This is a genomic window from Streptomyces ureilyticus (genome assembly GCF_011045025.1).
Lineage (GTDB): Bacteria > Actinomycetota > Actinomycetes > Streptomycetales > Streptomycetaceae > Streptomyces > Streptomyces ureilyticus.
On sequence record NZ_JAAKZX010000007.1, the window covers coordinates 1 to 14059 of the forward strand.

The 14059-nt window shown below is 70.2% G+C and carries 12 protein-coding genes; 9 read left to right on the top strand and 3 right to left on the bottom strand.

The features are described 5' to 3' along the window. Positions 1 to 998 (bottom strand): carbohydrate kinase family protein (locus G6048_RS03425; protein WP_165337916.1); only part of this gene is annotated, 998 nt, incomplete at its 3' end. Between the two features lie 129 nt (positions 999 to 1127). Here G6048_RS03425 and G6048_RS03430 point away from each other — a divergent pair. From G6048_RS03430 to G6048_RS03445, 4 genes are all read left to right on the top strand, one after another. Further along, positions 1128 to 1877 (top strand): DeoR/GlpR family DNA-binding transcription regulator, encoded by a 750-nt coding sequence (locus tag G6048_RS03430; RefSeq protein ID WP_165337917.1) that lies wholly within the window; start codon positions 1128 to 1130, stop codon positions 1875 to 1877. A gap of 39 nt (positions 1878 to 1916) precedes the next feature. Next, a complete protein-coding gene (locus G6048_RS03435) occupies positions 1917 to 3257 on the top strand; it encodes a 6-phospho-beta-glucosidase (protein ID WP_165337918.1) in 1341 nt (446 codons plus the stop codon). A gap of 51 nt (positions 3258 to 3308) precedes the next feature. Beyond that, positions 3309 to 6359 carry an alpha-mannosidase gene (locus G6048_RS03440; RefSeq protein WP_165337919.1) on the top strand — a complete coding sequence of 1017 codons (3051 nt, stop codon included), beginning with the start codon at positions 3309 to 3311 and terminating at the stop codon, positions 6357 to 6359. 164 nt (positions 6360 to 6523) lie between these two features. Beyond that, a complete protein-coding gene (locus G6048_RS03445; protein ID WP_328825662.1) occupies positions 6524 to 7399 on the top strand; it encodes a sulfotransferase family protein in 876 nt (291 codons plus the stop codon). Positions 7400 to 7430: 31 nt separating this feature from the next. Here G6048_RS03445 and G6048_RS03450 read toward each other — a convergent pair whose 3' ends face one another. After that, positions 7431 to 8555, bottom strand: a complete 1125-nt coding sequence (locus tag G6048_RS03450; protein ID WP_165337920.1) for an ATP-grasp domain-containing protein — start codon at positions 8553 to 8555, stop codon at positions 7431 to 7433. Between the two features lie 274 nt (positions 8556 to 8829). Between G6048_RS03450 and G6048_RS03455 the strand changes: the two genes are divergently transcribed. Then, positions 8830 to 9525 carry a 4'-phosphopantetheinyl transferase family protein gene (locus tag G6048_RS03455; RefSeq protein WP_165337921.1) on the top strand — a complete coding sequence of 232 codons (696 nt, stop codon included), beginning with the start codon at positions 8830 to 8832 and terminating at the stop codon, positions 9523 to 9525. 33 nt (positions 9526 to 9558) lie between these two features. On the opposite strand, the gene G6048_RS03460 is transcribed toward G6048_RS03455, so the two are convergent. After that, positions 9559 to 9789, bottom strand: a complete 231-nt coding sequence (locus tag G6048_RS03460) for a hypothetical protein (RefSeq protein WP_165337922.1) — start codon at positions 9787 to 9789, stop codon at positions 9559 to 9561. Between the two features lie 397 nt (positions 9790 to 10186). Between G6048_RS03460 and G6048_RS03465 the strand changes: the two genes are divergently transcribed. From G6048_RS03465 to G6048_RS03480, 4 genes are all read left to right on the top strand, one after another. Further along, positions 10187 to 10864 carry a hypothetical protein gene (locus tag G6048_RS03465; protein ID WP_165337923.1) on the top strand — a complete coding sequence of 226 codons (678 nt, stop codon included), beginning with the start codon at positions 10187 to 10189 and terminating at the stop codon, positions 10862 to 10864. A gap of 70 nt (positions 10865 to 10934) precedes the next feature. After that, the gene (locus G6048_RS03470; protein ID WP_235989448.1) at positions 10935 to 11534 is read left to right on the top strand and encodes a toxin-antitoxin system, toxin component; all 600 of its coding nucleotides are present in this window, start codon (positions 10935 to 10937) and stop codon (positions 11532 to 11534) included. A gap of 2 nt (positions 11535 to 11536) precedes the next feature. Beyond that, a complete protein-coding gene (locus G6048_RS03475) occupies positions 11537 to 12829 on the top strand; it encodes an MAB_1171c family putative transporter (RefSeq protein ID WP_206341119.1) in 1293 nt (430 codons plus the stop codon). Further along, a complete protein-coding gene (locus G6048_RS03480; RefSeq protein ID WP_165337924.1) occupies positions 12826 to 14004 on the top strand; it encodes a DUF6545 domain-containing protein in 1179 nt (392 codons plus the stop codon). The genes G6048_RS03475 and G6048_RS03480 overlap by 4 nt, the downstream gene beginning before the upstream one ends. The last annotated feature ends 55 nt before the right edge of the window (positions 14005 to 14059 follow it).

The following is a 14059-nucleotide window of genomic DNA, read 5'->3' on the forward strand; positions in this document are numbered from 1 at the left end:
GTCACCGGGGCGTGCGGGAGGGGCGGACCGGGGTCCGCGGGCAGGCGGTCGGCCAGGAAGCCGTACGCCCGCCGCAGTTCCGGATCGTCGACGGCCTGCCACCACTGGTGGACGCCGTACCAGCCGGGTGCGGCCAGGGCCCCGCCGTGATGGCGTACGGACAGACCGGCGGCCAGCACGGCGAAGCGCAACCGTTCTTCGAGGGGCCAGCCGCCGAGGGAGGCCGCGACGAAGCTCGCGCCGAAGACGTCTCCGGCGCCCGTCGCGTCCACGACATCGAGGTCCAGGGCCGGCACATCGGCGTACTCGCCCGTGGTCTGGTCGACGGCGACCGCACCGTCGCGGCCCCGCGTGACCACGGCCACCGGCACCAGTTCGGAGAGCTTGCTGAGCGCAGCGGCTGCGGTGTCGGTGCGGGTGTAGGCCATCGCCTCGGTGTCGTTGGGCAGGAAGGCATGGCACAGGGAGAGCTGGTCGAGGAGGTCGGCGGACCACTGCTGGGTGGGGTCCCAGCCGACGTCCGCGTAGATGTGCGTGCCGTTCGCCGCCGCCTTGGCGAGCCAGGCGCGGGGCTCGGCCTCGATGTGCACGAGGGCGGTGCGCGCGGCGGGCGGGTCGCCCATCAGCGCGTCCTGCGAGTACGGGGGCTCCTGGCCGTGGGTGATCAGGGCCCGGTCGTGGTCGTACGCGAGCGCGACGGTGAGCGGGGTGTGCCAGCCGACTGCCGTACGGGACAGCGAGAGGTCGATGTGCTCCTGGTCCGCGAGGACGTCACGGCAGTACGCGCCGTAGTAGTCGTCCCCGAAGACCGTGGCCAGGGAGGTGTTCAAGCCGAACCTGGCCGCGGCCACGGCCAGATTCGCGATCCCTCCCGGGCCCGCGCCCATCCCCTCGGTCCAGATCTCCTCGCCGGGAGTCGGCGGCTTGCCCAGACCGGTGAGGACGAGGTCGTAGAAGAGCAGCCCGGTCAGCAGGACATCGGGCTGTTCGTCACCCACCACGCGCTGTTCCTCTCGTCAAAACCTGCAATTCCGTGCACAGGATCGTGCGCGCATCCAGCCAATTTGGCAAGAGTTGAGCAGAACCGAGCATGGAATTGATTGCGAATGACGAGTACTGTTCACGGCGTGCTGGCAGAACGACGACACCAACTCATCCTGCGGTCCCTGCGGTCCGGCGGGCCCGCCGCCGTGACCGACCTCTCGGAACAGCTGGGCGTGAGCCCCGCCACAATCCGCCGCGACCTGGTCAAACTCGAAGAGGACGGCCTCCTCACACGGGTCCACGGCGGGGCCGTCGCCGAGGAGGGCGACCAGCCCTTCGCCGAGGTCGCGGAGGTGCGCGTATCCGAGAAGGATGCCATCGCCGAGCGGGCCGCAGCGATGATCGAGGACGGCCAGTCCGTGCTGCTCGACATCGGCACCACCGCCTACCGCCTGGCCCGGCAGCTGCACGGCCGACGCATCACCGTGATCACCAGCAACCTGGTGGTCTACGAGGAACTCGTGGACGACGAGGGCATCGAACTGGTGCTGCTCGGCGGCATGGTCCGCCGCGAGTACCGCTCCCTGGTCGGCTTCCTCACCGAGGACAACCTGCGCCAGCTGCGCGCGGACTGGCTCTTCCTCGGCACCAGTGGAGTGCGCCCAGGTGGGCAGGTGATGGACACGACGGTCGTCGAGGTCCCCGTGAAGCGCGCCATGATCGCCGCGGCCGACAAGGTCGTCCTGCTCGCGGACCGGGCCAAGTTCCCGGGTACGGGGATGGCGAAGGTCTGCGGACCCGAGGACCTCGACGTGGTCGTGACCAACGGTCCGGCGGACGCCGGAACCAGGTCCGCACTTGAGGAGGCGGGCGTACGCGTGGTGCAGACATGAGCTGTGTGGTGCGGACATGAACGTGGAAAGGGCTGTGGCGTGAAGCTGACGATTCTGGGTGGCGGCGGATTCCGGGTGCCACTCGTGTACGGGGCGCTCCTCGGGGACCGCGCCGAGGGCCGCGTCACCGACGTCGTGCTGCACGATCTGGACGGGGGGCGGCTGTCGGCCGTCGCCCGCGTCCTCGCCGAGCAGGCGGCCGGCGTCCCGGGCGCACCCGCCGTGACCGCCACCACCGACCTCGACGAAGCGCTGCGCGGCGCCGACTTCGTCTTCTCCGCGATCCGCGTCGGCGGCCTCGAAGGACGCGCGGCCGACGAGCGGGTCGCCCTCGACCAGGGCGTCCTCGGCCAGGAGACCGTCGGCGCGGGCGGCATCGCGTACGGACTGCGGACGGTGCCCGTCGCCGTCGACGTCGCGCGGCGCGTGGCCCGGCTCGCCCCCGACGCCTGGGTGATCAACTTCACCAATCCGGCAGGCCTCGTCACCGAAGCCATGTCCCGGCACCTCGGCAACCGTGTGATCGGCATCTGCGACTCACCGGTCGGCCTCGGCCGCCGGATCGCCCGGGTCCTCGGCGTCGCGAACCCGCGCGAGGCCTGGATCGACTACGTCGGCCTCAACCACCTCGGCTGGGTCCGCGGCCTGCGCGTCGCCGGACGCGACGAACTGCCGCGCCTGCTCGCCGACCCGGACCTGCTCGGCTCCTTCGAGGAGGGCAAACTCTTCGGCACCGAGTGGCTCCAGTCCCTGGGCGCGATCCCGAACGAGTACCTGCACTACTACTACTTCAACCGCGAAGCCGTACGCGCCTACCAGGACGCCGAGAAGACCCGCGGCGCTTTCTTGCGCGACCAGCAGGCCGGTTTCTACGAGGCGATGCGGCGCCCCGATGCCGAGGCCCTCAAGACCTGGGAGAGCACCCGGGCCGAGCGCGAGGCCACGTACATGTCCGAGTCCCGGGCCGCGGCGGGCGCCGGCGAGCGCGACGCCGACGACCTCTCCGGCGGCTACGAGAAGGTGGCCCTCGCCCTGATGCGGGCCATCGCCCGCGACGAGCGCACCACACTGATCCTCAACGTCCGCAACCAGGGCACCCTGTCCGTCCTCGACACGGACGCCGTCATCGAGGTGCCCTGCCTCGTCGACGCCAACGGCGCGCACCCGGTCGCCGTCGACCCGCTCCCCGACCACGCGACCGGCCTGGTCTGCGCGGTGAAGGCGGTCGAGCGCCAGGTGCTCGTCGCGGCCCAATCCGGCTCCCGTACGACCGCGGTGAAGGCCTTCGCCCTGCACCCGCTGGTCGACTCCGTGAACGTCGCCCGTCGTCTCGTCGAGGGCTACACCGCCGAGCACCCTGGCCTGGCGTACCTGAAGTAGTAGACCCTCTGAAGCAGCGCCTGAAGCAGAGCCCTCCGAGGAGACCCGCACATGCATGACGAACGCCGCAGGATCGAGGAGCGCGTCCAGCGCGTCCACGACCAGCGCATCAAGACCGCGCTCTACGCCGCCTCCGTGCCCTTCGAGGTCGAAGCCTGGCAGGCACCGGGCGAGCCCGTCCCCTTCGAGGAGGCCGCGTCGGCGTCGTACGCGCCCTTCGCGATGGACACCCCCTGGGGCCCGCCCTGGGGGACGACCTGGTTCCGGATGCGCGGGCAGGTGCCGGCCGAGTGGGCCGGGAGGCGCGTCGAGGCCGTCATCGACCTCGGGTTCATCGGCGACTGGCCCGGCAACCAGGCCGAGGCGCTCGTCCACCTCGCCGACGGCACCCCGCTCAAGGCCGTCAACCCGCTCAACCAGTACGTGCCGATCGCCAACCCGGCAACGGGCGGCGAGGAGATCCACTACCTCGTCGAGGCCGCGTCCAACCCGGACATCCTCGCCGACAACTTCTCGCGCCCGACCGTCATGGGCGACGTGCTGACCGCAGGCGACAAGCCGATCTACACCTTCCAGCGCGCCGACCTCGCCGTCCTCGACGAGGACGTCTTCCACCTCGACCTGGACCTCCAGGTGCTGCGCGAACTGATGGTCCACCTCGAAGAGCACGACCCGCGGCGCCACGAGATCCTGCACACCCTTGACCGGGCCATGGACACCGTGGACCTGGACGACGTCTCCGGCAGCGCCGCCGCGGTCCGCGAGGTGCTCGCCCCCGCCCTGGCCAAGCCCGCGCACGCCAGCGCCCACACCGTCTCCGGCGTCGGCCACGCGCACATCGACTCGGCCTGGCTGTGGCCCATCCGCGAGACCAAGCGCAAGACGTCCCGCACCTTCTCGAACGTCACGGCGCTGGCCGACGAGTACGAGGACTTCATCTTCGCCTGCTCGCAGGCCCAGCAGTACGAGTGGGTGCGCGACAACTACCCCCAGGTGTGGGAGCGGATCAAGAAGTCCGTCGAGAAGGGCCAGTGGGCGCCGGTCGGCGGCATGTGGGTCGAGGCCGACGGCAACCTGCCCGGCGGCGAGGCCATCGCCCGCCAGCTCGTGCACGGCAAGAAGTTCTTCATGGAGCACTTCGGCGTCGAGACCAAGGGCGTGTGGCTGCCGGACTCCTTCGGCTACACCGCCGCCTATCCGCAGCTCGCCAAGCTCGCGGGCAACGACTGGTTCCTCACCCAGAAGATCTCCTGGAACCAGACGAACAAGTTCCCCCACCACACCTTCTGGTGGGAGGGCATCGACGGCACCCGCATCTTCACCCACTTCCCGCCGGTCGACACCTACAACGCCCGGTTCAGCGGCGACGAGATGGCCCGCGCCGTCCGCAACTACCAGGAGAAGGGCGGCGGTACGCGCTCCCTGGCCCCCTTCGGCTGGGGCGACGGCGGCGGCGGCCCCACCCGCGAGATCATGGAACGCGCCCGGCGCCTCGCGGACCTGGAGGGCTCGGCGAAGGTCGTCGTGGAGCACCCCGACAAGTTCTTCGCGGACGCCCGCGAGGAGTACCCCGACGCCCCCGTCTGGGTCGGCGAGCTCTACCTGGAGCTGCACCGCGCCACCTACACCTCCCAGGCCCGCACCAAGCAGGGCAACCGGCGCAGCGAACACCTCCTGCGCGAGGCCGAGCTGTGGGCCACCACCGCCGCCCTGAACGCGCCGGGCTACTCCTACCCGTACGAAAAGCTCGACCGCCTCTGGAAGACAGTCCTGCTCCACCAGTTCCACGACATCCTGCCGGGCTCGTCGATCGCCTGGGTGCACCGGGAGGCGGAGGCGGAGTACGCGCGGGTCGCTCAGGAGGTCCAGGCCCTCACGGGCGAGGCCGTGGCGGCGCTCGGCTCGGGTGAGACGCGGGTGTTCAACACGAGCCCGTGCGACCGCGCAGAGGTCGTACGCACCTCGGTAGGCGTCCCGATGTACACCGAGGTCCCCGCCAACGGCAGCGCGCCCCTCGGCGCGGGCGAACCCCCGCACCCGGTGACGGTCACCGAAGGCCGAGTCCTGGACAACGGCCTCGTACGAGTCGAGGTGGCCGACGACGGCACCCTCTCCTCCGTACGCGACCTGCGGTCAGACCGAGAAGTCCTAGCCGCCCAAGGCAATTTGCTCCGCCTCCACACCGACCTCCCCAACTACTGGGACGCCTGGGACATCGACAAGCACTACAAGAACCGCTACACGGACCTCCTGGACGCCGAGTCCGTCACGGTGATCGAAGAGGACCCCCTCCTCGCGGCGATCCGCGTAGACCGAGCCTTCGGCAAGGGCTCACGCATCACGCAAACCATCACCGTCCGCGCGGGCAGCCCCCGTATCGACATCGAGACGGAGATCGACTGGCACGAGACGGAGAAGATCCTCAAGGCGGCCTTCCCGGTGGACATCCGGGCCGCGCACTCCTCCGCCGAGATCCAGTTCGGCCACATCCAGCGCCCCACGCACACCAACACCAGCTGGGAGTCGGCCCGTTTCGAGGTCTGCAACCACCGCTGGGTGCACATCGGCGAACCCGGCTACGGAGTCGCGGTCATCAACGACTCCACCTACGGCCACGACGTCTCCCGCACGGTCCGCGAGGACGGCGGTACGACCACCACGGTCCGCCTCAGCCTGGTCCGCGCCCCGCGCATCCCCGACCCGGAGGCCGACCAGGGCAAGCACCGCTTCACGTACGCGCTGCTGCCGGGCGCGACGATCGAGGACACGGTGGCGGAGGGCTACGCACTCAACCTGCCCCTGCGGGTGGCCGATTCGGCCGGCGCGGCCGAGCCGGTGGTGAGCGTCGAGGGCGAGGGCGTCACCGTCGAGGCGGTCAAGCTCGCCGACGACGAGTCCGGCGACGTCGTCGTACGCCTCTACGAGTCCTGCGGCGGCCGCGCCCAGGGCACCCTGCGCACCGGCTTCCCGCTGGCCGGGGCCCAGGTCACCGACCTTCTGGAGCGGCCCCTCGCCGAGGCGGACGTTGAGGCCGGCGGGGTCGCCGTGTCGCTGCGTCCCTTCGAGGTGCAGACCCTGCGGCTGTCACGGCGGAATGACTGATCCCGTTTTCCATGAAGAATTAAGAAACGGGTAAGAAGCCAGGTCACGGCGGGTTTTCGGCCCGCCGTGACCACGGCCTGTTGCCTTTACGACACCTGAAGTTCGCCCGGTACCCCTGGGATGGCGCGGCAAGGCGTAGGTGAGAGAAAAAGAGGGGTGTCACCGTGCGGGACCCACGTATCTCGGCGATCCGCAAAGGGCTGAAGCGCCGCGGGAGACTGATGGCCCAGGCGGTGAGCCCGCCCCGCCGGAGCCTCGACGCCATGCCCATGCAGCGGACCCCGAAGAACGCGTACGTCGCCCCGCGTGCCCCGCGCCTGGTCGACTCCCCGGTCTTCGTCCTGTCCTCGGTGCGCTCCGGCTCGACCCTGCTGCGCGTCCTGCTGAACAGCCACTCCAAGATCCGCGCCCCGCACGAGATGCATCTGCGCACCCTCCACGTCCACCTGGCCCGTGACTTCACGGCCGACGCCATGAAGGCGCTGGAGCTGGACAAGGACGAGCTGGAACACGTCCTGTGGGACCGCGTGCTCCATCTGGAGCTCACCCGCAGCGGCAAGGCGATCATCGTCGACAAGACGCCGCCGAACACCCTCATCTGGCCCCGGCTGCAACGATGTTGGCCCGACGCCCGCTACATCGTCCTGCTCCGCCACCCGGGCGCGGTCGTCACCTCCCTCACCAACCGTCGCGCCGACCCGGACCATGAACAGATCCGCCGTGAGGTCCTCGACTACAGCGAGAGGCTGGAGGAGGCCCGGCAGCAGCTCACCGGCGCCCACGTGATCACGTACGAGGAGCTCACCGCGGACCCCGAGACGGTCACCCGGGGCCTGTGCGACTACCTCAAGGTTCCCTGGGAGCCGGGGATGCTCGAGTACGGCAAGAAGGACCACGGCACCTTCCGCCCCCAGCTCGGCGACTGGAGCGAGACCATCAAGTCGGGCCGCATCCAGTCCGCCCGCCCGGCCGACCCGGGGGCCGAACTGTCGCCGCGACTGGTCGAGTTGGCGCGCGAGTGGGGGTACCCGGTCGACTGACCGGGCACGGGGGCGCGGGGTGGTGTGGAGATCACGCAGGCGTGGCGGCCGGCTCCGAAGCGGGGGCGGGGACGGCCGGCAGCGACGGCCGGCGGTCGTCCAGGCACGGCTGTGGCTGCGGCTGCGGCACGGACACCGCACGCACCGGGCGGGGACCAGCGACCACCGCGTAGTCCCGGCCCAGGAACGGCGGAACCAGTTCGCCCGGGTCCTCGCCGAGCGCCAGCCGCACCGCCGCCCATGGGGCGTTGAGGCCGCACTGGGAGAGCTGGTGAAGACCGCCGGCCGGGCGTGTGTTGACGTCCATGAGCACTGGCTGGTCCCCGTACATACGGAACTGCACGTTCGTGAGGTAGTGCAGATCGAAGGACCGGGCGATGAGCCGCGCCGGCTCGATGAAGGACGGCTGCAGCGTGAAGCCGCGCCGACGGCCGTTCTTGGTCCGGCCCACCGCCATCCGCACCCGTCCGTCCGGCCCGGTCAGACAGTCGACGGACACCTCCGGCTCTTCCAGGCGCGGCATCACCAGCCAGTCGACGGGGCCGTCGGCCTGCCGCAGCGCGTCTACGACGAGATTCAGCGGCACGTACGGGCTGGGAAAGCCGTTGAGGTGCATAAGTGAGAAGGGGGAGCGCGTGATGATGCGGAAGCCGACTCCGCCCGCCCCCGCGGCCGGCTTGAAGCAGGCCTTGTGGCCGTCCGCCTCCAAGGCGTCGACCGCCGCGACGAGTTCTTCCTCGGTACGCACGCGCCACCAGGGCGGCACCGGCAGCCCGAGCGCCCGCACCGCCTCGTACGCGGTCACCTTGTCCTGGAAGGTCGTCACGGCCTCGGCGGGCGGCGCCAGCAGAGCCGTACCGACCGCGGCGAACTCCTCGCGATGCGCGGCGACCGCCGCCTGGTGCAGCACCGGAACGAACACGTCGATGGAGTGCCGGGCGCACTGATCGAGGGCGTACTCGACGTACGCGGCCGGGGACAGCCCCTCCGGTTCCAGTGCCGCGGTGTCGGCGGCGGCCAGGATGGGGGAGTCGGGGTCGCCGTGCGTCGCATGGATCTCGACCGGACGGCCGCTGGGATTCTCCCGCAGCTGATCCATGAAGAACACGTTCTCCGCGTACGTGCGGTTGAGCCAGACGCGTACGCGAGAGACCATTCAGGCCGTCCTTTCAAGGTTCGCGGGCACGGCGAAGCAGGCCGAGCCCGGCCAGGGAGTGTGGAGGTACACAAAACCGCCGTTCGGAAACGGTGAGCGCGCGGTTGTGTAGGGCCGATCATAGGGGCTTCCGGGCATGATCGCTGCTACGTCCTTGTTACGGATTACGCCCCGCCCTGGTACGGCCTCACACTGCGGTGCGGCACCCTGCTCACCGCGGACCGGCACCGCTGGGTACGCTGCCTCGCATTCTGCCGATGGAGGTTCGGATCCAGTGATCGAGGAGTTACTCCCGGACGCGGTCGTGACCGTGGAAGCGAACGGTGACGAACCGGTCGAGGGCGCGGCCTTGTATCCCGAGTATCCCGAGGAGCAGGCGCTGATCGCGCGGGCCGTGGAGAAGCGGCGCCGCGAGTTCACCGTCGTACGCGCCTGTGCCCGGCGTGCGATGGACAAGCTCGGCGTTCCCCCGCAGCCCGTGCTGACCGGTGACCGCGGGGCCCCGCAATGGCCCGATGGACTGATCGGCAGCATGACGCACTGCGAGGGCTACGCCGCCGCGGCACTGGCCCGCGCCACCGACCTGGCCTCCCTCGGCATCGACGCGGAGCCCCATCTGCCGCTCCCGGACGGCGTGTTGCCCTCCGTGTCCCTGCCCGCCGAGGACGCCCGGCTGCGCGCGCTCGCCGCCGAGCACCCCGCGGTCCACTGGGACCGGCTCCTGTTCAGCGCCAAGGAGTCGGTCTACAAGGCGTGGTTCCCCCTCACCCGGAAGTGGCTGGACTTCACGGAGGCGGACATAGAGGTCGGCCTGGCTCCAGGGCACACCACCTCGGGTGTCTTCCGCGCCCGGCTCCTGGTGCCGGGCCCGGTGGTGGACGGCCGCCGCGTCGAGCACTTCGACGGTCGCTGGACGGTGGGCCGGGGTCTTGTGGCGACCGCGGTGACCGTCTCGTACGACGGTGGCTGATCCCGTTTCCGCTGGGCGCCCGGCCGGGGAGCGTCACGACTGCGGGGACCAGGCGTGCAGCAGGCGGAAGAACGCCTCCTCGTTGCCCGCCAGGCCCGCCGCCTCCAGGGCGCGCTCGGCCTCCGCGAGGGCGGCGGGGGGTACGACGACGGGGCGGGGCGCCGTGTCGGGCGGGCCGTCGAGAGCGGCTCGTACGGTGTGCAACAGGCGCAGATAGGCCTGCACGGCGGTGCGTTCGTGATCGGTCAGTACGGCGGTCGGCATCGGACGACTCTCCCGGTTCGGCTCGGCTCTCGTGTTCACGCGCCGTCGCACAGCGGTGGCGCTGGGTCCAGCTTGCCGTCCACCACTGACAATCGGTCCGCGGCCGCGCACACTTGAACGGTGCGCGGCCGCGGACCACGGCGCCCGGTGCGCCCTCCCCCGTGGGGCACACGCGAGCCTCGCGCCACTGGGCACGGCCATGCGGCCGTGGTCGCGGTGCGATGACCGGTCCTTACGTCGTGTCATGATCCTGCAATCCATCCCGAGGTATGTCAACTGCAGTAGCCGCTTGTGACTATTGAGATGTCTTCGCGGTGGTCGGCGGGCCCTGGCAGCGGCTATCGTGCGGAACATCAACTTCGTACGTGCTACCCACCTCACTTCAGGAGACGTGCCGGTGAGAGATCCGCTCAGTGCGCTCGCCGAGACCCTGAGCCACCTCGACGCCCTCCTCGCGGAGGGGCAGAGCCGTGACGACGTGCTCGACGTGGAACGGCTGTCGGTCGACAGCGGCGTCCCCCGGGAGGTCATCGAGACGCTCCTGGACGGCAAGGAACCCCCCGCGGAGGACATCACCGACCGGATCATCCGCCGCTTCGAGCACCTGCGGGAAACGCGACGCCGCGACGACGGGCAGCGGCGCTCCTACGGGGAGATCGCCGCTTCCTTCGGTGCGTCCCGGGCCTCCCTGTCGAACCTCGTCAACAGCCGGAAGAAGGCACACGTCGGCGAGGGCGCTGGGGGAGGGGAGCCGCGCACGGTCCGCTCCGGCGGCCCGCTGGCTGCCACCCAGGCCGGGATCGAGGAGTTCTTCTTCGGCGCACCCAACGGCTGGCTGTCGGCCGAGCCCGCCTCCGCCCTCGACGACGCCCTCCAGCCCGTACTGGCCGAGTTGCGCGCGGCGGCCGGCGAGGACCCCCTGGCCAGGCTGCGGCACGCGCACGGGCTGCGGCGGATCGCCCATCGGGCCGCGGAACTGAGCGATGCGGAACAGGAGTTGGTCGCCGACTGGATCGACACGATTTTGCGACGGCGCGACCAAGAAAAGGGCCCCAAAAGCCCGGAAACCCCGTAGGCCTGGCAGCCGGCCCGGACGTCTGGAATATTTGCCGGGCGGAGTCCGGGATGTGAGGAGTAGTCAGTCGATGCGTCGCCTTGTCACGCGGCTGGTCGGGGAATTCCAGGCCGAGAAGGAGATGCGTCGATTCATCGACCGGCTGACCGGCGAACTGCGCGCCGGCGGACGGGAACTGACCCCTCCCACGGATCCCGATGAACTGTTCGCCGCACTGATCGAGGTCGTCAGCGAGATCCGGGGGCGCAAAGTGGTGCTCCTCAAAGAGGAGTTCCCGCACCGGACCGCGACCGGCCTGTGGCTCGACCTGCCGGACGAGGACCTCATCCTCGTCGACAAGCGGGCCACCGCGCTGCACCAGCTCGCGATCCTCTTCCACGAGATCTGGCACATGATCAAGGGCGACTGCGGCCACCACATCGCCGGTGCCACGGTGGCGGCCCGGATGCTGGACCAGCGGGCCGATCTGCGCCATCTGAAGCCGACCGTCGTACGGGTCGCCGCCCGGTCCGTGTTCGACGAAGAGGTCGAGCAGGACGCCGAGACCTTCGCGCTGAAAGCGGTGACCCATTTCCGGGGCTGGCTGGAGGGGAAGCCGGAGAACACGGACCGTACCCAGATCGCGGGACGGATCGGCGCTTCACTGGGCAGCCGTCGGCCACAGGTCTGAGCATGGACGCCTCCGCCTACTACTACATACCCGCGTTCGTCTGCTGGGCCGGACTGGGACTGAAGCTGCCCGGCCTGCTGCATTCCTGGCGCGACCCCCTGATCCGAGCCGTCTGCTGGGTGATCTTCCTGGGCGGCGTCGGCTTCTTCCTGGCCGCTCCGCGCACCGTCGCCGGCCTCAACGAAGCGACCGGCGTCGCGAACTTCTCCGCCGCGCTGGTGTACGCGACGGTGAGTGCCTACAGCGCCAGCTGCCTGCTGCTGATCATCCACTGGCGCGGCGGGTCCGACGCGTACGTGCGCCGCCTCACCCGGCACTGGACGGTCGGCTATGGCGTCCTGATCGCCGTACTGATCACCCTGTTCGTGCTGGGTGACGCACCCAGCGAGCGGCTCACCGATTTCGACACGTACTACGCCAGGACCCCGTGGATCGGGGAGATGGTCGTGGCGTATCTGCTCGGCCATATGACGGCCGCCGTCGCCAGCACCGTTCTGTGCGGGCGGTGGGCGCGGGAAGTCCACGGATGGCTTCGGGCGGGACTGTGGTTGCTGGTCCTGGCCTGGCTGCTCAACGTGTCCTTCAGCGGTCTCAAGCTCACCGCGGTGATCGCGCGGTGGACCGGCCGGGACTGGGACATGCTGAGCACGACTCTGGCGCCCCGCCTGGTTGGCCTGGCTGCTGCCGTCGCCGTCGCCGGCTTCACCCTGCCGCTTCTCGGCCCGTGGGCGACCGCCGTCTGGCGTGCCGTGACGACATGGCGGCGGCTCGGCCCCCTGTGGCGGGAACTCGGCGGCATCCACCCCGGCAGCCTGCTCGCCGCCCCGATCCCCTGGTACGCGTCGCCGTTCATCCACCTCACCCGACGCGAGGCCGGAATCGAGGACGGGCTGCGACTGATCCGCCCCCACCTCGACGACGACGTCCGCTCACACGCGCACACAGCAGCACTTGCCGCGGGCCACAGCGCCGACACCGCCGCCCGCATCGGCCACGCGGCCATGATCGCCGCGGCCGTGCAGGCCTGCCGGCGCGACGGACCGGCCACACCGGCGGGCTTCCTGGAGCACGAAGAGAACAGCGGGAACAGCGGGAACAGCGGGAACAGCGAGAACAGCGGGAACAGCAGGGACACCGAGCACGCCAACAAGCCCGCGAACGCCGAACTCCCCGTGACGCGACCGTCCTTGATCGGTATCGCCCACTCCCTGCGTACGTCCCCCATCGTGGCGGCAGCCCGCGCCGCCGCCGCGGGCATCCCAGCCGCAGACGACGAAAGAACTCCCATACGGTGAGCAGCGGCATAGTCTTCTACATCCCCGGCTGCCTGCTCCTGCTGGCCGCCGTGCTGAAGCTCTCGGCCGGAAGGCAGCTGTGGCGTGACCCTCTGGTGGCGTCGACCGGCGTCATCCTGCTGATCGGCTCGCTCGTCTGCATCCTGTCCGCCCCGCCCACCATCCGCTTCGTCAACGACGTCACCGGCATCGCCAACTTCAGCGCCCCACTGGTGTACGCGGGCCTGACGGCGCTGAGCGCGGGCTACCTGGTCCTGATGATCAACTGGGAGGGCGGATCGCCGGAGCGGAGGCGGCGTGCCTCCCTGCTCGTGGCGGGCGTCTACGGGCTGGTCATCGCGGGCATCTGGGTCCTGTTCGCCCTCGCCGACGTCCCCGTGGAACGCGCCCGGGACCTGGACACGTACTACGCCAACACCCCGTTCATGCGCGAGATGATCGTCCTGTATCTCGTCGCGCACACGGCCGCCACCGTCGCCCTCATGGTCATGAGCGTGCGGTGGCTGCGGGAGGTACGCGGCATGATCCGCCGCGGGCTGACGCTGATCGTCATCGGCCTGTTCTTCGACGGGTGCTACCAGATCGTCAAGTACGCGGCGATGGCTGCCCGTTGGCTGGGGAACGACTGGGACGTCCTGTCCACCGTCGTCTCGCCTCCGCTGGTCATGCTGGCCGGCATCACCTGCGCCTGCGGCTTCGCCCTGCCCCGGATCGGACCTCCGCTGGTGAACAACGCCCGCGCCTGGAGGCGCTACCGGCGGCTGCTGCCTCTGTCGGCGGAACTGCGCACGCTGCGCGCTCCCGCCACGGGGGTCATCCGCTGGTGGGATCCCCCGGTGCGGCGACTGGCACGGCAGGAGATCTCCATCTGGGACGGCGTCCTGGCCTGCTCGCCGTACCTCGACGACCAGGTGCGGGCGACGGCTTACGAGAAGGCCCTCGCGGCCCACGCCCCCGATCAGGCCGAGGTGGTGGCCGAAGCGGCGATGCTCGCGGCGGCCCGTGTGCAGGCGTCGTGTCGGCACAGTGCGGGCATGCCATCCAAGGCGGGAACCTTGCGGTCGGTATCGACACCCCGTCAGATGGTGGGGCTGGCACAGGCATTGGCGTTCTCTCCGATCGTGGCGGAGGCCCGTCGGCAGTCCGCTCTGCGAGCGGCCGCCGGCCATGGCTGACGTATCGGCGGCAACAGGTTTGGCAACAGGTATCGGGAGCTACAGAAGGAGTGTC

Coding starts and splice junctions, on each gene's coding strand:
- G6048_RS03440 (WP_165337919.1), top strand. CDS start 3,309: ATGCATGACGAACGCCGCAGGATCGAGGAGCGCGTCCAGCGCGTCCAC.
- G6048_RS03450 (WP_165337920.1), bottom strand. CDS start 8,555: ATGGTCTCTCGCGTACGCGTCTGGCTCAACCGCACGTACGCGGAGAAC.
- G6048_RS03460 (WP_165337922.1), bottom strand. CDS start 9,789: ATGCCGACCGCCGTACTGACCGATCACGAACGCACCGCCGTGCAGGCC.
- G6048_RS03470 (WP_235989448.1), top strand. CDS start 10,935: ATGCGTCGCCTTGTCACGCGGCTGGTCGGGGAATTCCAGGCCGAGAAG.
- G6048_RS03475 (WP_206341119.1), top strand. CDS start 11,537: ATGGACGCCTCCGCCTACTACTACATACCCGCGTTCGTCTGCTGGGCC.